This is a genomic window from Pseudonocardia sp. ICBG601, from assembly GCF_020496245.1.
In genome coordinates this window covers 1-18393 of the sequence record NZ_JAHLJA010000040.1, presented here as the reverse complement: position 1 = coordinate 18393, position 18393 = coordinate 1, and the positions used below count along the sequence as shown (strand labels likewise).

General features: G+C 75.1%; 13 protein-coding genes and 4 pseudogenes. 8 read left to right on the top strand and 9 right to left on the bottom strand.

Features of this window, described 5'->3' with window-relative positions; all coding sequences use genetic code 11:
- Positions 1–37: 37 nt before the first annotated feature.
- Both sucB and lpdA read right to left on the bottom strand, forming a co-directional pair.
- The gene (gene sucB, locus KPL57_RS14825; protein ID WP_226352070.1) at positions 38–1834 is read right to left on the bottom strand and encodes a 2-oxoglutarate dehydrogenase, E2 component, dihydrolipoamide succinyltransferase; all 1797 of its coding nucleotides are present in this window, start codon (positions 1832–1834) and stop codon (positions 38–40) included.
- A 54-nt stretch (positions 1835–1888) separates the two neighbouring features.
- Complete coding sequence (gene lpdA, locus KPL57_RS14820; RefSeq protein WP_226352069.1) at positions 1889–3280, bottom strand: dihydrolipoyl dehydrogenase; 1392 nt, start codon at positions 3278–3280, stop codon at positions 1889–1891.
- Positions 3281–3481: 201 nt separating this feature from the next.
- Between lpdA and KPL57_RS14815 the strand changes: the two are divergent.
- A pseudogene (locus KPL57_RS14815) lies at positions 3482–3887 on the top strand (oxidoreductase).
- Positions 3888–3913: 26 nt separating this feature from the next.
- On the opposite strand, the gene KPL57_RS14810 reads toward KPL57_RS14815, so the two are convergent.
- Positions 3914–4762, bottom strand: a complete 849-nt coding sequence (locus KPL57_RS14810) for an SDR family oxidoreductase (RefSeq protein ID WP_226352068.1) — start codon at positions 4760–4762, stop codon at positions 3914–3916.
- Between the two features lie 80 nt (positions 4763–4842).
- Here KPL57_RS14810 and KPL57_RS14805 point away from each other — a divergent pair, with 80 nt between their 5' ends.
- Positions 4843–5415: a hypothetical protein gene (locus tag KPL57_RS14805; RefSeq protein ID WP_226352067.1), complete on the top strand. Its 573-nt coding sequence runs from the start codon at positions 4843–4845 to the stop codon at positions 5413–5415.
- A 6-nt stretch (positions 5416–5421) separates the two neighbouring features.
- On the opposite strand, the gene KPL57_RS14800 is transcribed toward KPL57_RS14805, so the two are convergent.
- Positions 5422–6930 carry a leucyl aminopeptidase gene (locus KPL57_RS14800; RefSeq protein ID WP_374203720.1) on the bottom strand — a complete coding sequence of 503 codons (1509 nt, stop codon included), beginning with the start codon at positions 6928–6930 and terminating at the stop codon, positions 5422–5424.
- A gap of 237 nt (positions 6931–7167) precedes the next feature.
- Here KPL57_RS14800 and KPL57_RS14795 point away from each other — a divergent pair, with 237 nt between their 5' ends.
- The 4 genes and pseudogenes from KPL57_RS14795 to KPL57_RS14780 all read left to right on the top strand — a co-directional run bounded on the left by KPL57_RS14795 (position 7168) and on the right by KPL57_RS14780 (position 11754).
- On the top strand, positions 7168–8493 hold the full coding sequence (locus KPL57_RS14795; RefSeq protein WP_226352065.1) for a hypothetical protein: 1326 nt from the start codon (positions 7168–7170) through the stop codon (positions 8491–8493).
- A gap of 14 nt (positions 8494–8507) precedes the next feature.
- A pseudogene (locus KPL57_RS14790) lies at positions 8508–9444 on the top strand (IS5 family transposase).
- Positions 9441–10568 carry a glycine cleavage system aminomethyltransferase GcvT gene (gcvT, locus tag KPL57_RS14785; protein WP_226352064.1) on the top strand — a complete coding sequence of 376 codons (1128 nt, stop codon included), beginning with the start codon at positions 9441–9443 and terminating at the stop codon, positions 10566–10568. Before KPL57_RS14790 ends, gcvT begins: the two are co-directional and overlap by 4 nt.
- Before the next feature lie 64 nt (positions 10569–10632).
- On the top strand, positions 10633–11754 hold the full coding sequence (locus KPL57_RS14780; protein ID WP_226352063.1) for a branched-chain amino acid aminotransferase: 1122 nt from the start codon (positions 10633–10635) through the stop codon (positions 11752–11754).
- A 23-nt stretch (positions 11755–11777) separates the two neighbouring features.
- On the opposite strand, the gene KPL57_RS14775 is transcribed toward KPL57_RS14780, so the two are convergent.
- On the bottom strand, positions 11778–12767 hold the full coding sequence (locus KPL57_RS14775; protein ID WP_226352062.1) for an Lrp/AsnC family transcriptional regulator: 990 nt from the start codon (positions 12765–12767) through the stop codon (positions 11778–11780).
- Between the two features lie 115 nt (positions 12768–12882).
- Here KPL57_RS14775 and KPL57_RS14770 point away from each other — a divergent pair, with 115 nt between their 5' ends.
- A complete protein-coding gene (locus KPL57_RS14770) occupies positions 12883–14325 on the top strand; it encodes an FAD-dependent monooxygenase (protein WP_226352061.1) in 1443 nt (480 codons plus the stop codon).
- A 16-nt stretch (positions 14326–14341) separates the two neighbouring features.
- Here KPL57_RS14770 and KPL57_RS14765 read toward each other — a convergent pair whose 3' ends face one another.
- The gene (locus KPL57_RS14765; protein ID WP_226352060.1) at positions 14342–14962 is read right to left on the bottom strand and encodes an adenosylcobinamide-GDP ribazoletransferase; all 621 of its coding nucleotides are present in this window, start codon (positions 14960–14962) and stop codon (positions 14342–14344) included.
- Between the two features lie 199 nt (positions 14963–15161).
- On the bottom strand, positions 15162–17126 hold the full coding sequence (locus KPL57_RS14760; protein ID WP_308187933.1) for a bifunctional adenosylcobinamide kinase/adenosylcobinamide-phosphate guanylyltransferase: 1965 nt from the start codon (positions 17124–17126) through the stop codon (positions 15162–15164).
- Here KPL57_RS14760 and KPL57_RS14750 point away from each other — a divergent pair.
- Positions 17061–17633: pseudogene (locus KPL57_RS14750) on the top strand (VOC family protein); the annotation flags it as partial. The gene KPL57_RS14760 and the pseudogene KPL57_RS14750 overlap by 66 nt on opposite strands.
- Before the next feature lie 173 nt (positions 17634–17806).
- On the opposite strand, the gene KPL57_RS66505 reads toward KPL57_RS14750, so the two are convergent.
- Both KPL57_RS66505 and KPL57_RS66500 read right to left on the bottom strand, forming a co-directional pair.
- Positions 17807–18028 (bottom strand): DUF3043 domain-containing protein, encoded by a 222-nt coding sequence (locus KPL57_RS66505; RefSeq protein WP_264198131.1) that lies wholly within the window; start codon positions 18026–18028, stop codon positions 17807–17809.
- 10 nt (positions 18029–18038) lie between these two features.
- A pseudogene (locus tag KPL57_RS66500) lies at positions 18039–18251 on the bottom strand (DUF3043 domain-containing protein); the annotation flags it as partial.
- Positions 18252–18393: the final 142 nt, after the last annotated feature.

The following is an 18393-nucleotide window of genomic DNA, read 5'->3' as shown; positions in this document are numbered from 1 at the left end:
GGAACCGGGACGGGCCGCCGTGTGTCGTGCGGGGTGCCTACAGGCCGAGCTCGGCCTCGAAGGCGCCCTCCTCCAGACGGGCCTTCACCGCGGACAGGAAGCGGCCGGCGTCGGCGCCGTCGACCAGGCGGTGGTCGTAGGTCATCGGCAGGAAGCACACCGAGCGGACGGCGATGACGTCGTCGCCCTCGGGGCCGGTGACGACCTTCGGCTCCTTCGAGATCGCGCCGGTGCCCAGGATGGCGACCTGGGGCTGGTTGATGATCGGCGTGTCGAACAGCGCGCCGGCGGACCCGATGTTCGTGATCGTGAAGGTGCCGCCGGACAGCTCGTCCGGGCCGATCTTCGAGGCCCGGGTGCGGGCCGCGACGTCGGCGATCTTCTTGGCGATCCCGGCCAGCGACAGGTCGTCGGCGTCCTTGATCACCGGGACGAGCAGGCCGCGCGGGGTGTCCACGGCGATGCCCATGTGGACCGAGCCGTGGTAGGTGACCTGCTTGTTGTCCTCGGAGATGGAGGCGTTCAGCGACGGGTACGCCTTGAGTGCCTCGATGGTCGCCTTGGCGATGAAGGCCAGGAAGGTGAGGTTGGCGCCCTCGCGGCGCTTGAAGTCTTCCTTGACCCGGTTCCGCAGCTTGACGATGCGGGTGAGGTCGACCTCCTGGACGGTGGTCAGCTGCGCCGAGGTGGCGAGCGACTCGTTCAGCCGCTGCGCGATGACCTGGCGCAGGCGCGGGAGCTTGACCGTGGTGCCCGGCTCCGGCGCGTCGTCCGCGCGGGTCGGGACGGCCTGCGGCGTCTTCGGCGCGCCACCGGAGGCGGGCTGCCCAGCCGGGGCGGACGCGGCGGCCGGCGTCTCCTTCGCGGGGGCCTTCGCCTGCTCGGCGGCGGCGAGGACGTCCTGCTTGCGGATGCGGCCGCCGACGCCGGAGCCGGTGACCGAGTCGAGGTCGACGCCGTGCTCCTGGGCCAGCTTGCGCACCAGCGGGGTCACGTAGGGCTTCTCGCCCGAAGAGCCGTTCGAGGAGGGTTCGATGCTCCCGGTGGGGGAGTCCTCGGAGCCGGCCGGGGCCTTCTCCTGCTTCTCCTCGGCCTTGGGGTGCTCGGCCTTCGGCTCGGGCTTCGGCTCGGCCTTCGGAGCCTCCTTCTTCGGCTCCTCCTTCTTCTCGGGCGCCTTCTCCTGCTTCGGCGCCTCGTCCTGCGCCGGGGCGGCGGAGCCGTCGCCGACCAGCGCGAGCTGCGCGCCGACCTCGACGGTCTCGTCCTCGGCGACGGTGTGCTCGAGCACGGTGCCCGCGACCGGCGAGGGGATCTCGGTGTCGACCTTGTCGGTGGAGACCTCGAGCAGCGGCTCGTCGACCTCGACGGCGTCGCCGACCTGCTTGAGCCAGCGGGTCACGGTGCCCTCGGTGACCGACTCACCGAGCTCGGGCATCGTCACCGGGGTGCCGGAGCCCCCACCGGACGACGAGCCACCGGAGGACGGCTTCGGGGCCTCCTCCTCGGCCTGCTCGGGCTCGGTCTCCGCGGGCTCCTCGGCCTTCTCGGAGGAGGCCTGCTCGGAGGACGAGTCGGAACCGGCGCCGTCGGCCTCGTCGGCGTCGCCGATCACGGCGAGCTCACCGCCGACCTCGACGGTGTCGTCCTCGCCCGCGATGATGCGCTTCAGCACGCCCGCGGCGGGCGACGGGATCTCCGTGTCGACCTTGTCGGTCGAGACCTCGAGCAACGGCTCGTCGACCTCGACGGTGTCGCCCTCGGCCTTGAGCCAGCGGGTGACGGTGCCCTCGGTGACACTCTCGCCCAGGGCGGGCATCTCAACGGTGACGGCCATGTCGGGTGGAGCTCCTCTTGTTCCGCGTGGGTGTTCGGGTCGTGGGGGCCGGGATCAGCCGTGGGTGTGCAGCGGTCTCCCGGCCAGTGCGAGGTGGGCCTCTCCGAGGGCCTCGCTCTGCGTGGGATGGGCGTGGATCAGGGCGGCGACGTCGGTGGGCAGAGCCTCCCAGTTGTAGACCAGTTGCGCTTCCCCGACGAGCTCCCCGATCCGGGAGCCCACCATGTGTACGCCGAGGATGCGTCCGCCCTGTCCGGCGGGTCCCTGGGCGACGAGCTTGACCGCCCCGGAGGTCTTCAGGATCTGCGACTTCCCGTTGCCCGCCAGGTCGTAGGTCAGGGTGTGCACCTCGCCGTGGCGGTCCCGCGCGGCCTGCTCGGCCAGCCCGACCGAGGCGACCTCGGGGTCGCAGTAGGTGACGCGCGGGATGCCGTCGTCGGTGACCGGGCGGGGCGCCAGCCCCGCGACGTCCTCGGCGACGAAGATCCCGTGGGCGAAGCCGCGGTGGGCGAGCTGCAGGCCGGGGGTGACGTCCCCGACGGCGTACACGCCGTCGAGGTTGGTGCGCAGCCGCTCGTCGACGGTCACGAATCCGCCGTCCATCGCGACGCCGGCCTCGGCGAAGCCGTGACCGGTGGTGTTGGGGCCGCGGCCGACCGCGACCAGCAGCAGGTCGGCCTCGATCTCCTCACCGGACTCCAGCGACACGGTGACGGTGTCGCCGCTGCGGGTCGCCGTCGCGAGCCGCACCCCGGTGCGGGTGGTGATCCGGCGACGCCGGAACGCCCGCGCGAGCTGGGTCGAGCAGAACTCGTCCTCGTTGGGCACGAGCCGCGGCAGCGCCTCGACGACCGTGACCTCGGCCCCGAACGAGCGCCAGACGCTGGCGAACTCGACGCCGATCACGCCGCCGCCGAGCACCACGACCCGGCGCGGGGCCTCGTCGAGGGTGATCGCGGCGTCGGAGGTGACGATGCGGTCGTCGAGCTCCAGGCCGGGCAGCGACCGGGCGTAGGAGCCGGTGGCGAGCACGACGTGGCGGCCGGTGATCCGCTCGTCGCCCCCCCGGACGGTGCCGGGGCCCTCCAGGGTGCCCGCGCCGGGCACCACGGTGATCCCGCGGGAGGCGACCAGGCCCTGCAGTCCCGTGTACAGCCGGGAGACCACGCCGTCCTTGTAGGCGTTCACCCCGGCCATGTCGACGCCGTCGAAGGTGGACCGGACGCCGACCTGCGCGCCGTCCCGGGCGTGGTCGGCCACCTCGGCCGCGTGCAGCAGTGCCTTGGTCGGGATGCAGCCGCGGTGCAGACAGGTGCCGCCGAGCTTGTCCTTCTCGACCAGGACCACCGACAGGCCCAGCTCCGCGGCCCGCAGCGCGCAGGCGTAGCCACCGGAGCCGCCACCCAGGATCACCAGGTCGGCGGAACGAGCGCCCGGGTCGGACACCGATCAGCTCCCTCCGGGGGTCACCGCCGGTGGACCGGCTCCGCCGGACGGGACCCCGCTACGCGGCGACCATCTTGTCATCCGGTCGCGGCTGCGCCACTGGGGTGTCGGGAGCAAAACGGTGATCCCGTTCGTTGGGCACCTGGAGCTACCGTGTCCGGTTCGTAGGGGTGGGACCGGATCGAGGAGAGGATGACGCGCATGGGTCTGCTCGACCTGTTCCGGTCACGGGGACCGTCGGGTGCCAGGTCCGGCCGGGGATCCGGCTCCGGGGGGAGGCGTGGCGCGTACGCGGAGGGGGAGGCGCACCTGCGTGCGTGGTCGGCCGCCCGGATCGGGGTCGAGGCCTTCGTCGAGCCCCGCACCACGGTGACGGAGACGACCGTGGTTCGTCGCGCACGACGGCGAGTGGACCCGCAGGCGGGTCGCGAGCCCGAACGCGGCGAAGAAGCTGGCCCGGTCGCTGCAGATGCCGATCTACGACGTGCAGCTCGTCGGCTACCCGAACCGGATGCGCGAGCACGACGCCCGCGACCGCGTCCTGCGCAAGCGCGAGCGCCAGGAGCGGATGCTGCGCGAGCTGCGGGCGAAGGACCGCGACGCCTGACAGTGCGGATGTAGGTGGGCCCCGGGTCAGGGGCGCAGTGAGCGGGCGCGTCGCTCGCCGAGCGCGCGCATCGCGGGCTCCAGGCGCAGCGCGGGCCCGGGGGCCAGCGCGGTGAGCCGCAGCAGCGCACCCCGCCAGGCGGGCAGCGTCCGGTAGACCCGGCCGGTCCCGAACATCCCGACCAGCGCCGTCGCGACCTGCTCGGGGGTGACCAGCACCCCGGACCGCACGAGCGCCTGGCCCTGGCCGCCGGGCGTCATCGACCGCAGCAGCTCGGTGTTCACCCCGTCGGGGCACACCGCGTGCACCCCGATGCCCTCCCGGCGCACCTCCGAGGCCAGCGCGGACACCAGCGACAGCGCGCCTGCCTTCGACGCCGCGTACACCGACAGTCCCGGTACCGGCCCGAGGCCGGACAGCGACACGGTCACGCCGATCTCGCCGCCCCGGGTGGTCCCCGCGTCGGCCTGCTCGCGGAACGCGGTCACCGCGGCCCGGGCACCCCAGATCGGGCCCAGCAGGTTGACCTCGACCAGCGCGCGGGCCCGGTCCTCGGCGATGTCGGTGACGGTGCCGTCGAACCCGACGCCGGCGTTGCTCACCCAGGCGCCCAGCGGCGCGAGCTCGCGGGCCCGGGCCACCGCCGCCGCGGACGCCGCGGGGTCGGTGACGTCGCAGGCGGTGCCGGCGGCCGCCCCGATCCGGGCCGCGGTGGCCCGTGCCGCTGCCTCGTCGAGGTCGGTGACCAGCACCCGGTAGCCGCGCCCGACGAGCTCCCGGGCGATCTGCTCGCCGATGCCGCGGGCCGCGCCGGTGACCACCGCGGAGCGGGGCGAGTGCGCGGGGACCTCGTGTCGACGACGCTGCCGGCTCATGCGCGGCAGTATGCCCTACCCGCGGGTAACCCCCGGCCCGGTGTCGCGGCCGGTGCCCGTCAGGGCCAGACTCCGGACCCGTGACCGCCGCGATGCACCTGCCCCGCTTCCTCGTCCGCCAGCGGATCACCCTCGGCGTGAACCGCTACGACGTGCACGCCGCGAACCCCGACGGCAGCGCGGGGGCGCTCATGGCGTTCGCCCAGCAGAAGCGGTTCGCCTTCAAGGAGCAGGTCACCTTCTGGTCCGACGACAGCCGCTCCCGCGCGGTGTTCTCCTTCCGCGCCCGCCAACGCCTCGACGTCCGCGCCGAGCACGACGTGTTCGACGAGCACGGCCAGGTGATCGGCACCTTCGGCAAGCGGTTCGGGGCGAGCCTGCTGCGCTCGACCTGGACGCTGACCGCGCCCGGGATCGCCGCGACCGGACGCGAACGCAGCCTGGGCGTCGCGCTGCTGCGCCGGGTCGCGGAGAACCTGCCGCTGCCGTACCACTTCGACGTCACCGACGACGCCGACGGCACCCTGCTGATGAGCAGCGACCGGCGGTGGTCGCTGCGCGACTCCTACGACGTCGCCGTCCCGGACCCGCGCGTCGACTTCCGCCTGGCCGCCGCGTTCGCCGTCGCGCTGGACGCGTTGCAGGAACGCTGAGGCCGGTCAGCCGTTCGCGGCCACGTCCTCCAGGAACGCCAGCAGGGTGCGCACCGGGACACCGGTGCCGCCCTTGGTGGTGTAGCCGCGCGGCCCGCCGGTGTTGAACGACGGCCCGGCGATGTCGATGTGCGCCCACGGCAGCCCGGCGGGCACGAACTCCTTGAGGAACACCCCGGCCAGCAGCATCCCGGCGAACCGCTGTCCGCTGACGTTGCTGATGTCGGCCACCCGCGAGTCCAGGTCGCTGCGCAGGTACTCCGGCAGCGGCATCGCCCAGGCGTCCTCGCCGGTGGCGGCACCGTGCGCGGCGACCCGGTCGCGCAGCTCGTCCGACCCCATCACCCCGGCGGTGCGCATGCCGAGCGCGACGAGCTGCGCGCCGGTCAGCGTCGAGGTCTCCACCAGGTAGTCGGGGCCGTCCTGGGCGGCGCGGACGATCGCGTCGGCGAGGATCAGCCGTCCCTCGGCGTCGGTGTTGAGCACCTCGACGGTGGTGCCGCCGAACATGGTCAGCACGTCGCCGGGCTTGTACGCCGTCGACGACGGCATGTTCTCCGCCATCGGCACGGTCGCGGTCACGGTGACCGGCAGCTCCAGCTTCGCGGCCAGCACGACGGTCGCGACGACCGCGGCCGCCCCGCCCATGTCCGAGGTCATGTCGGCCATGCCGGCGTTGGGCTTGAGCGAGATGCCGCCGGTGTCGAAGGTGATGCCCTTGCCGACGAGCGCGACCCGCTTCGACGGGGCGGCGCCGCCGTTCCAGGTCAGGCGGACCAGCCGCGGCGGGTTCGCCGACCCCTTCCCGACGCCGGTGATGCCGCCGTAGCCGTTCTCCCGCAGCTGCGCGTCGTCGAGGACCTCGGTGACCAGGCCGGCACGCTCGCCGAGGGCGACCGCGTGCGCCGCGAAGGTCTCCGGGACCAGCACGTTCGGCGCGGTGTTGACCAGGTCCCGCGCGGTGACGACGGCCTCGGCGACCAGCGTCGCCCGCTGCACGGACCGGTCGTCGGTGCCGGTGAACGACCAGCTGCCGACCGGGGCGGCCGCGGCGTCGGTCGAGGTCCGGTGCCGGTCGAAGCGGTAGCCGCCCAGGACGGCGCCGACGACCGCGGCCTCGGCGTCGACCGCGGACAGCGTGCTCAGCGCCGAGCCGGTCCCGGCCAGCGCGCGGGCGGCGGCACCGGCGCCGCGCCGGACCGCCTCGGACGCTTTCGGTCCCTCGGCCGGGCGGCCCAGACCGACCGCGACCAGCCGTGGCGCGGACAGCGCTCCGCGGGTCGGCAGCGAGACGACCTGCTCGGCCTTGCCGGTCGCGCCGACGGTGGTGAGCAGCTCCAGCAGCTCCCCGGAGTACGCGGCGTCGACGTCGTCGGCGCCCGCGGCCAGGGCCGGGCCGGTGCCGTCGGCGGCGTCGGCCGCGGGGGCGTACAGACCGACCACGACGGCGTCGACGACCGCCTCCGTCTCGGCACCGCTGTGCGCGGCGGTCTGGGGGAGGGTCGGGACGTCGATCGGCACGGGTGGCACTCCTCGGGTCGGACGGGAACGGTGGGTATCGGACGAGTGGTTCCGCCTCGCCCGATCTCACCCTGCGTGGCCGGTGCGCGTGTCCTGTGCGCCGGGCGGGTGGGGAGCCGGGTGGCGGGCGGGACGACGAGACCGGACCGAGATGGTAATGACACCCCGCGGCGCCGCGCGGCACAGGGGTGGATGGGAAGGTGAACGGGTGCCTCGCCCCCCCCGTACCGGATGCCGACCGTGACCGCGGTCGTCGTCGCCCTCGCGGCGACGTTCGGTACCGGGCTGTACGCCGCACTCGGGCCCGCTGCGGCGTCGGCGGGCACCTGGTTCCCGCTCGGGGTGCTGCTCGCCGCGCTGCTCGCGCTCGGCGTCGTCGCCTCGACCGCGCACCTGTCGCTCGCCCGCCCGGCCGGTCCGGAGCTGGCCCGCGGTGACCTGCCCGCCCCGGCGCTGCGGCTCGGGGCGGTCGCGCGGGTGACCTCGCGGGTCGCCGCCGGGTCGGCGGCGGCACTGGTGTTCGGTGCCTACGTGCTGCCCACCCAGCCGGTGACGATCGCGGTGGTGGCGGTGCTCGCCGTCGTCGCGGTGAACGCCTTCGGGGTGCGGATCTCGCACGGCGCCGCGCGCGGTCTGGTGGTGGGCACGCTGCTCGCCCTGACCGTCGCGATCGCGGTGGGCCTGAGCTCGGAGGGGCCGCAGGCGGTGCTGTCCTCGGCGATGCCCGCCGCGGCGACCGGGGCCGGCATCGCCGGCGACGGCGCCGGGACGCCCGACGACCCGGCCGTCGCCACGCTGCAGGCCGCGATCGAACCGGGCCCGCTCGGGGTGCTCGCGGCCGCCGGGTTCGTCTTCCTCGCCTTCACCGGTCTGTCGCGCGTCGCCGAGCTCGGTGGCAGCCTGCGGGACCCGGTGCGGGCGATCCGCCGGGCCCCCGCGCTCGCGGTCATGATCACGACGCTGCTGCTGCTCCTGCTGTCGGCGGCGCTGCTGCGCGGGCTCGGGGCGTCCGGGCTGGCGTCGGCGTCGGCTCCGCTGGCCGCACTGATGGACACCAGCAGCAGCGCCCAGGTCGGGGTGCTGGTGCGGATCGGGGCCGCCGCCGCCACGATCGCCGCGCTGCTCGGTGCGCTCTCGCGGGCCGCGGCCGGGGCCGCCCGGCTGTCCCGCGAGGGGGAGCTGCCCGCGTTCCTGGGGCGGGGCGGGTCGCGTGGCACGCCGTGGGTGGCCGACCTGACGCTGGGGGCGCTGACCCTGCTGCTGTCCGCGACGACGGCGATCGTGGTCACCGTGGTCGCGGCCCTGGTCCACCACGCGGTGGTGCACGCCGCGGTGCTCCGGCTGCCGGGGCGCCCGGTGCGGGCGGCGGTCGTCGCCGTCGCCGGTGGGGTGGGGTGCCTGGTCGTCGCCGCGGCGATGCCGCTGTGGCCGCTGCTCGCGACGGTCGGGGCGCTCGCCGCGGGCTGGCTGCTCTGCGCGGTCACCGCGCGCTCCCGTGCCCGTGCCGCGGACGAGGAACCCGTGCGCCGCACCGATCCCGAGGAGCAGGCGGCCTGAGAGCGTGTTTGGAAATGGTGGGTGTGTCGGGATGGTCGACACGGCTGGGGTGCTCCATCGTGGTCGGCATGCAGGAACGACCGCGCCGGTACCCCTCGGACACCAGTGATGCCCAGTGGGTGGTGATCGAGCCGTTGTTACCGCCGCTCGCGCGGCGGGGGCGGCCTGTTGCTCATGCTCGTCGGGACGTGCTGGACGCGATCTTGTATGTCGTGCGGACCGGGTGTGCCTGGCGGGCGTTGCCGGTGGACTTCCCGCCCTGGCAGACCGTCTACTGGTACTTCAACCAGTGGGAACAGCAGAAGGTCACCGAGAAGATCCTCCCGGTCGTGCGGGGGCAGTTACGTATCGCCGAGGGCCGTGATCCGGAGCCGAGTGCGGGGATCATCGATTCCCAGTCGGTCAAGGGCGCCGACACCGTCGGCCAGGACTCCCGCGGCTACGACGCCGGGAAGAAGACAGGCGGACGGAAACGGTTCATCGTGACCGACACCCTCGGTCTGCTGCTGACCACGATGGTGTGCTCGGCCTCGGTACAGGACCGCGACGGCGCCAAGCCGATCCTGCTCAACCTCTACCTGCGCACCAGGGTGCGGTTCGTCTACGCCGACGCCGGCTTCGCCGGGCGACTGCTCGACTGGGCCGCCACGATCCTGCAGACAACGATCGAGATCATCCGCAAGCCACCCGAGCAGCGCGGATTCACCGTCCTCCCACGAAGGTGGGTGGTCGAACGGACCCTGGCCTGGCTCACCGCACACCGACGCCTGGCCCGAGACTACGAACGCCACCCCACCACATCCGAAGCCATGATCCGCTGGGCCGCGATCAACACCATCACCCGCCGCATCGCCCGTGGATACCCCGCCACCCGCCAGCAGAAACACACGACACCCTCAACCCACTAGAATTTCCAAACACGCTCTGAGGCCGATAGGGTCGGGCGCGTGACCGACGAGCTCCTGCCCAGCCCACTGCACGACCGGCACGTCGCCCTCGACGCCACCCTCGGCGAGTTCGGGGGATGGTCGATGCCGATCTCCTACCCGGGCGGCACCGTCGCCGAGCACACCTCGGTCCGGGAGACGGCGGGACTGTTCGACGTCAGCCACCTCGGGACCGTCCCGGTCACCGGGCCGGGGGCGGCCGCGCACCTGAACGCCTGCCTCACCAACGACCTCGGCCGCATCGGCCCGGGCCGGGCCCAGTACACCCTGGCCTGCGACGCCCGCGGCGGCGTCGAGGACGACATGATCGTGTACCTGGCGGCCGACGACGACCTGCTGCTCGTCCCGAACGCCGCGAACTCCACCCGGATCGTCTCCGCGCTCGCCGCCGACGCCCCGCCCGGGGTCGTGATCACCGACCTGCACCGCGAGCTCGCGGTGCTCGCGGTGCAGGGCCCCCGGTCCCGCGAGGCGCTGGTCGCGGCGCTCGGTGCCGCGGGCGACGCCGTCGCCGGGCTGGACTACATGGCCTTCACCGACATCGAGGGCGGCCTGGGCGACGGCGGCGTGCGGATCTGCCGCACCGGCTACACCGGCGAGCTCGGCTACGAGGTCGTCCTCGCCGCCGGGGCCGCCCCCGCGATGTGGGACGCCCTGCTCGACGCCGTCCGCGCGGTCGGCGGCGGGCCCTGCGGGCTCGCCGCGCGGGACACCCTGCGCACCGAGATGGGCTACCCGCTGCACGGCCACGAGCTGTCCACCGAGATCAGCCCGGTCCAGGCCGGGAGCGGCTGGGCGGTCGGCTGGGACAAGCCCGCGTTCTGGGGCCGCGACGCGCTGCTGGCCGAGCGCGCGGCGGGCCCGGCGCGGCGGCTACGTGCGCTGCGGGCGACCGGGCGCGGTGTCCCGCGGGCGGGCATGACCGTCCTGGACGGGGAGGGCGGCAACCCGGTCGGCGTCGTCACCTCCGGGACGTTCTCGCCGACGTTGCGCACCGGCATCGCGCTGGCCCTGGTCGACACCACACCGCAGGTGGCCGTCGGGGACACGCTGGTGATCGACGTCCGGGGCCGTGCGCTGCCGGTGGAGGTCGTGAAGCCGCCCCTGGTGCCCTCGCACGTGCGGTGACCCCGTTCCGATGGTCGGGAATCCGACTGTCTGCCGGATGGACGCCGGGGATACCGTTCGTGTCATGAGCGCGCCGAAGTTCTCCGTGACCCGCAACCCCGCCCCGGCGTCCCCCCAGCGGCGCGCCGACGTACTGGCCGCCCCTGGTTTCGGCCGGTACATGACCGACCACATGGTGACGATCCGGTGGACCGCCGGGACCGGCTGGCACGACCCGGCGGTCGTGCCCTACGGCCCGCTGACACTGGACCCGTCGTCGATGGTCCTGCACTACGGGCAGGAGATCTTCGAGGGGCTCAAGGCCTACCGCCAGCCCGACGGCTCGATCGCCTCGTTCCGCCCCGACGCCAACGCCGCCCGGTTCGCCGGCTCCGCGCGCCGGCTCGCGATGGCAGAGCTCCCCGAGGAGCTGTTCCTCGCCTCGCTGTCCGAGCTGCTCGCCGTGGACTCCGAGTGGGTGCCCGAGGCGGGCGGCGAGGACTCGCTCTACCTGCGGCCCTTCATGATCGCGACCGAGGTCGGGCTGGGGGTGCGGCCGTCGTCGGAGTACCTCTACGCGGTCATCGCCTCGCCCGCCGGGCCGTACTTCGCCGGTGGGGTCCAGCCGATGGACGTGTGGCTGGAGACCGAGTACACCCGCGCCGCGCTCGGCGGCACCGGCACCGCCAAGTGCGGCGGGAACTACGCGGCGTCGCTGCTGCCGCAGTCGGTCGGCGCCCAGCACGGCTGCGCCCAGGTCGCCTACCTCGACGCCGAGGAGCGCCAGTGGATCGACGAGATGGGCTCGAACAACCTGTTCTTCGTCTTCCGCGGCGACGACGGCTCGGTCGAGATCGCGACGCCGGACCTGCGCGGCTCGGTGCTCGCCGGCATCACCCGGGACTCGCTGATCACCGTGGCAGAGGACCTCGGGATGTCCGTGGTCGAGCGCCGCATCTCCGGCCAGGAGTGGCTCGGTGGCGCCGCGAGCGGCGTGCTGACCGAGGCGTTCGGCTGTGGCACCGCCGCGGTGATCACCCCGATCGGGACGGTCAAGCACAGCGGCGGCGAGGTGACCATCGGCAACGGTGAGCCCGGCCCGGTCACCCTGCAGCTGCGTGACGCGCTGACCGCGATCCAGCGCGGTGCGGCCCCGGACCCGCACGGCTGGATGCACACGCTGGTGCCGGCCTCCGCGTCGGTCTGAGACGCGCAGTCGGGCGGCGCGGTCTAGTGGTGGGGCCGTGCCCGGGGCACGGTTCCGCCGCCGACCTCCTTGACGATCCGGATCACCGGCGCCGTCTCGACGTGGGCGACGGACGGCAGCGTCGCGACCTGCTCGGTCAGATATCGGTAGACCCCCTGCTGGTCGGCGCAGAGCACCGTGGCGCACAGGTTCGTCGGGCCCGTGGTGGCGGCGGCGAAGGCGACCTCGGCGTGCCCGGCGAGGGCCTCGCCGACGGGAGCGAGGTCTGCCGGCGGTACCGAGAACCAGCACAGGGTGCGCACACCGCGGCCGAACAGGCGCGGGTCGACATCGAGATCGAGATGAACCGCTCCGCGGCGACGTAGCTCGTGCAGCCTGCGACGCACGGTCGAGGCGGACCAGCCGGTGCGTGCGGCCAGCTGCTCGTAGGTGCTGCGTCCGTCGTCGGCCAGTGCGGCGACGAGCTCGCGGTCGCCGTCGTCGAGGCGGACGGGCCCGCCCGGTCCGTCCGGCGGTGCGGGTCGCAGGCGGGCGGCGGCAGCCGCGTCGAGCGGCCCGAGCTTGGCCACCGGACTCTCCGCGCCGCCGTAGAAGGTGTGCAGCACCGAGTGCGCGCTCACGGCCTCCACCCGTGATGTGCGGGGGAGCCGGTCGAGCAGCAACGTCTCGCTGTCCGTGTCGTGTTCGGCGCGCACTGCGCACACGATCTCGGTACCGCCCGAGGTGAGCATTACCCACGAGGTGTCCGGTCGCCGCGCGAGTGCCTCCGCGACGGCGACGGCGGCGGACGGCGCACAGCGCACGCGCAGGAACCACTCCACGGCGCCGGTCGCGACGGCGGCCGGGCGGCCCACGACCCGGATCGTTCCGGTCGAGCGCAGCCGGGTGTAGCGCCGGGCGACCGTCCGCTCGGAGACCTCCGCCACCTCCGCGATGAGGCTGAACGGGGCCCGGCCGTCGAGCGCCAGCGCGTGCGCCAGCCGACGGTCGATCTCGTCGAAGTCGTCGTCCATCATCTCGGAGCCTACGGCGCCGGAATCCGCCGGATCAGTGCGGTTGAGCGGCGGTGATCACCGAACACGGTGAACAGTCGGCTCGACGCGGACACACCGACCCGAGGAGCTTCCGATGACAGACCCCGTGGACACCGAGGTAGTCGTGGTGGGGGCCGGGCCCACCGGTCTCGTACTGGCCGAGGAGCTGTGTCTCGCGCAGGTGCCGTTCGTCCTGGTCGACCGGTTGGCCGAGCGCAGCACGCTGTCCAAGGCCGGGGGGATCCAGCCCCGCACCCAGGAGGCGCTCGACCAGCGAGGCCTGCTGGAGCCCCTGCTCGCCCAGGACTTCGCCCGGCCGGTCCCGGCCCACTTCGCCGGCATCCGGCTCGACGACCCCGATGAGCGGCTGGCGTGGCGGACCGCGCCGCAGGTGGAGATCGAGAAGCTGCTGGAGGGGCACCTCGCCACGCACGGCGTACGCGCCCGGCGCGAGTGCGAGCTGACGGCGCTCACCCAGGACGACGACGCGGTCACCGCCCTCTGCGCCGACGGCACCACACTGCGCGCACGCTGGCTCGTCGCCGCCGACGGCGGACGCAGCACCGTGCGCTCCCTTCTCGACGAGCCGTTCCCCGGCACTCCGGGGACGGTGACCGTCGTCGCTGCCGACGTCCGGCTCAGCGGTGAGTACCAGCTCGTCACCCACACCCGTGGCGACGACGGGACCTGGACCGAGATCTTCCCCCTCGGCACCGACCGGCAGGGGCGCCCACTGCACCGCCTGGCCCTGGGCGGGCCACGCTCGCGGCCCCGCGACGTCCCCGTCACCGAGGAGGAGATCCGCGACGGCCTGCGGGCGGTGTACGGGACGGCCGTGGAGCTGCTGGAGACCAGCTACGCCTACCGGATCACCGACGCCGCCCGCCAGGCCGCCCGCTACCGTCACGGACGGGTGTTCCTGGCCGGCGACGCCGCCCACGTCCACCTGCCCCTCGGCGCCCAGGGCATGAACACCGGCATCCAGGACGCGATGAACCTCGGGTGGAAGCTCGGCGCCGCCGTGCACGGCTGGGCCGGGCCCGGACTGCTCGACACCTACCACGACGAGCGCCACCCGGTCGGCGCCGCGGTCCTGCGCAACGTCGCGGCCCAGAGCCTGCTGATGGACTGGGCCGGCACCGGAGCCCCCGGCGTCACGGCGGCCCGGGACCTCGTCGTCGAGCTGGCCGCGCTGCCGGAGGTGCGTCGGAGGCTGACCGAGACGCTCTCCGGCCGGACCGTCCGCTATCCGATGCCCGGCGCGGGAGAGCACCCGCTGGTCGGTCGTCCCGCCCCCGACGTCGACCTCGGTCCGGCCCGGCTCCACGAGCTCCTGCGCGCCGGTCGTGGTGTGCTCGTCGATCCCCGGGGCCACTACGGCGAGCAGGAGCGCCGCTGGAGCGGCCGGATCCAGCGCGCCGGCCGGGGCGCCGACACCGACGCCCTGCTGGTCCGGCCCGACGGCTACGTCTGCTGGGCCGGCGCCCCCTCGACCCTCGACGTCGCCCTCGGCCGCTGGTTCGGGGAACCGCGGTGACCCGCCCGACGGCCCGTCAGCCCGGGAGCGCGGCCGCCAGCACGACGAGGACGGCGGTGCCGCCCACCTCGCAGGCCGCGCCCAGCACGTCGCCGCTCATCCCGCCGAACCGGCGCCGGGTGTGGTGGGCCAGCCCCACCACCAGCAGTGCCGCGAGCAGGACCGCCCCCACCACGGCCGCCGTCGTCACGACGGTGCCCGCCGGACCCGTCGCGGCCAGCGCCACGGTGGCGGCCGAGGCCAGCCCGGCCCACCACAGCGGCGCGACCCACACCGGCTGTGACCCGGCGACCGTCGCACCGAGACCACCCGGGCGCGCGGCGGGCGTGCCGCGGCGCGCCACCCAGCAGAACCCGGCGCGCCCGGTCGCCGCGGCCAGCGCACAGACCACCAGCACGACGACCGGTGGCGCGGCCACCAGCTGGGCGAGTGCCGCGGCGCGGGCGCCCAGCACCACCAGCAGCGTGACGACGGCGAACGGTCCCGCCCCGCCGTCGGCCATGATCCGCAGCGCCCGCTCCGGCGGGCCGTAGCTGCCCAGACCGTCAGCGGTGTCGGCGATGCCGTCGATGTGCATCCCGCGCGTCGCCAGGGCACCCGCCCCGACCGTGAGCAGGCCCGCGACCAGCGGGGACACCCGGCCGCGACCAGACCGGTGAGCAGCGCCCCGCCCGCGACGCCGAGCCCGGCACCGACCAGCGGCGCCCAGCGCAGCGCGGCCGCGGCGACGCCGTCGGGCAGCGCGCCGTCGTCGGCGGTGCGCACCCGGGCCGGCACGACGGTCAGCCAGCTGACCGCCAGCGCGAGCCCGGCGAGGGGACCCGGCCGGGGTCCGCTCACCGCCCGGCGCCGGCCGCCGCGGTCACGTCGCCCGGCACGACGCCGGTGTCGCGCGCCGTCCCGGTCTCGGCGAGCAGCCGCGCCGCGGTCACCAGCAGCGGCAGCGCCGTCACCGCGGCGGTGCCGTCCTCGGTGCGCACCGCCAGGTCCAGCAGCGGCACCAGCGACAGGTGCTCCAGGACGAGTGTCGCGGCCGGCTCGGTCGACGGCTGCGCCGCGACCCACCAGTCCTTCGCCCCGGGGGCCAGCTCGTCGGCCAGCAGCGCCGCCGCGCCGACCGCCAGACCGTCGAGCACCGCGGGCACCTTCCGCTCCGCGGCCCGGGCGAGGAAACCGGCGAGCACGATCAGGTCCGTGCCGCCGACGGTGCGCAGCAGCGCCAGCGGATCGCGCAGGTGCGGACGCGCCCGGCGCAGCGCGTCGCGGATCGCGACGGCCTTGCGCATCCAGGCGCGGTCGTCGATCCCCGACGCCCGCCCCACGACGGCGACCGGCTCGGCCCCGGTCACGGCCGCGACCAGCGTCGCGGCCGGGGTCGTGACGCCGACGGCGAGCGTCGCCGGGATCAGCAGGTCCGCCCCGGCGTCGATCTCGGCGTCGGCCAGCCGGCGCCCGGTCAGCCACGCGGTGGTGGCGCGCTCACCGTCGAGGGCGTCCTCGCGGTCGATCCGGCCGGTGCCGTGGGCGACGAGCCAGCCCGGTTCGGCACCCTCGGCCCCGGACACCAGCCCGACGTCGACGACCCGCACGGTCGCCCCGGCGGCCCGCGCGGCGACGGTCACCGGCAGCCGTCCGGCCGCGGCGGCGGTCGCCCGCACCGCGGACACCTCGGGCGGGTAGGCCGAGACACCGTTCGCTGCGATGCCGTGGTCGGCGGCGAGCAGCACCACCCGGGCGTGCACCGGGGCCTGCGGCGGGCAGACGCCCTGGCAGGAGGCCAGCCACACACCCAGCTCACCCAGCCTGCCGAGCCCACCGGTGGGCATCGCGAGCCCGTCCACCAGCGCGACGGCCTCGCGGCGGCTGCGGGAGTCCGGCCGCCCGACGGTGACCGGGACGATCTCGACGTCGGACTCCGACACCGAGTCGGGCGTCGGCGCGGCCCCGGCGACGGCGCCCGCGGCGGCTCCGGTCGCGGGGACGACCGCACCCGGCACCCCGGCCGGGGTGCCGGCGACGTCGCCGGCGGGATCCGCGACCTCCGCCCCGGCGGCCCCGGCAACGGGGACCTCGGGCTCCGGGGTCTCTGCTGCCGGGGTCTCTGCCGCCGGCGTGCCTGCCGCCGGAATGTCGCCGGTCGGGACACCGGACACCGGACCCGCGGAGGCCGGGGCCGCCGCGTCCGAGGACCCGGCCGGAACCTCGGTGACCGGGGCCGGAGCGACGGCCGGAGTCCCGGCGGTGCGACCCGGGGGCAGCGCGAGCGCCCGCCCGGCCACCACCAGCACGACGTCGTCGCACACCCGCGCGACGGCGGCGTTCAGCTCGCCGAGGCGGTCGCGGAACAGCCGCCCGGCGCGGGTGTCCGGCACCACGCCCAGCCCGGTCTCGGCGGAGACCAGCACCAGCGGCCCGGGCGCGGCGGCGACCGCGGCGACCAACCCGTCGACGGCGGCGTCGACGCCGGCGGGCACGACCGGGGCGGCCCAGGCGCCGGCGTCGTCGAGGACCCCGGTCAGCCAGGTCGCCAGGTCGTCGACCAGCACCGGGCCGGGCCGGGCGAGGGCGGTGGCCAGCTCGGTGCCGACGACCTCCTCGGTGGTCCAGTGCGCGGGGCGCCGGGCGGCGTGCGCGGCGATGCGCGCGTCCCAGTCGGTGTCGCCGGGGATCGGCCGACCGGTCGCCAGGTAGCGGACCGCCGCGTCGCCGGGCAGCCCCTCGAGCAGTTCCTCGGCGTGCCGCGACTTGCCGGAGCGCGTGCCCCCGAGGACGAGTGTCCGCAGTTCGACGGGAGGAGTCACGCCGCACATCGTGTCCTACCGGTCCCCGGTAGCGTCGCGAAGGTGCTCGATCATCTGGTCCTGGCCACCCCCGACGTCGACGACACTGCCGCTGACCTGGCCGGACGTCATCTCCACACGATCGAGGGCGGACCGCACGTCGGTGTCGGCACCCGCAATCGGCTGGCCGGGATCGGGCCGGGCCGCTACCTGGAGGTCGTCGGCCCCGACCCCGCCCAGGACGAGCCGGGCGCACCGCGCCCGTTCCGGATCGACACCCTGACCGCGCCCGCCCTGGTGACCTGGGCGGTGCGCGTCGAGGACCTCGACGCCGCGCTCGCCGCGGCCCGCGCCGCCGGGCACGACCCGGGACCGGCCCGGGACATGTCCCGCAGACGCCCGGACGGCACGCTCCTGGCGTGGCGGCTCGCGTTCCCGCCCGACGACGCGGGCGGGGTGCTGCCGTTCCTCATCGACTGGGGCACCACCCGGCACCCGGCCGCCGACCTCCCGGTCCCGGCGAGCCTGCGGACGCTGCGCCTGACCCACCCGGAGCCGGAGCGGGTGACCGCGCTGCTCGACGCGCTCGGCGCGGGCGGGGAGGCCGAGGTCGTCGCGGGGGGACGCCGTCGCTGCAGGCCGTCCTGGACCTGCCCGGCGGGCCGCTCGTGCTCTGAGAGCAGGGGCCCGCCGGGACCGTGTCAGACCGTGTCGCCGCGCTTGACGCGCGGCTTGGGCACCCGCATCCGTCGCGGCTGGGTGGCGCGGGAGAACGCGTACCACCCGGTGCCGAGGCCCTTGATCTCCTCGTCGGGGAACTTCGCGCGGGCCTTCTTCAGGACCTGCATGCCCAGCAGCGTGCCCTCGACGACCATCACGATCAGCATCAGAAACGTGAACAGCGTGACGTACTGCTGGATCATCGGTTCTGGATCAGCGCCGCGACCAGCACAGCGCGGCCAGCGGCAGGAACAGCCCGATGACGTGCGGGCGCGAGTCGACGATGTCACGCACGTACGCCCGCACCTTGCGGCGGTCACGGGGGGGCAGCACGCGGTCGTCACCGCGTCCCCCATCCGCTTGCGGCGCTCCAGCGCCTTCGCCCGGCGCTCGTCCTTCGACGGGCCGGGTGGCGCGGGCCGCTTCGCGGCTCCCGCTGGGTGCGCGGCGGGGGCGGCGCGGGGGCCGCGCCGCCTGCCTTCGGCGTCACGGCGCTTCGGTGTCGCCCGGCCCTTGCCGGGGGTGGTGCGGGGACGCGAGCGGGTCGCGCCCTCGTCCTCCGTCTCCG

Coding starts and splice junctions, on each gene's coding strand:
- sucB (WP_226352070.1), bottom strand. CDS start 1,834: ATGGCCGTCACCGTTGAGATGCCCGCCCTGGGCGAGAGTGTCACCGAG.
- KPL57_RS14810 (WP_226352068.1), bottom strand. CDS start 4,762: ATGAGCCGGCAGCGTCGTCGACACGAGGTCCCCGCGCACTCGCCCCGC.
- KPL57_RS14795 (WP_226352065.1), top strand. CDS start 7,168: ATGCCGACCGTGACCGCGGTCGTCGTCGCCCTCGCGGCGACGTTCGGT.
- KPL57_RS14780 (WP_226352063.1), top strand. CDS start 10,633: ATGAGCGCGCCGAAGTTCTCCGTGACCCGCAACCCCGCCCCGGCGTCC.
- KPL57_RS14775 (WP_226352062.1), bottom strand. CDS start 12,767: ATGGACGACGACTTCGACGAGATCGACCGTCGGCTGGCGCACGCGCTG.
- KPL57_RS14770 (WP_226352061.1), top strand. CDS start 12,883: ATGACAGACCCCGTGGACACCGAGGTAGTCGTGGTGGGGGCCGGGCCC.
- KPL57_RS66505 (WP_264198131.1), bottom strand. CDS start 18,028: ATGATCCAGCAGTACGTCACGCTGTTCACGTTTCTGATGCTGATCGTG.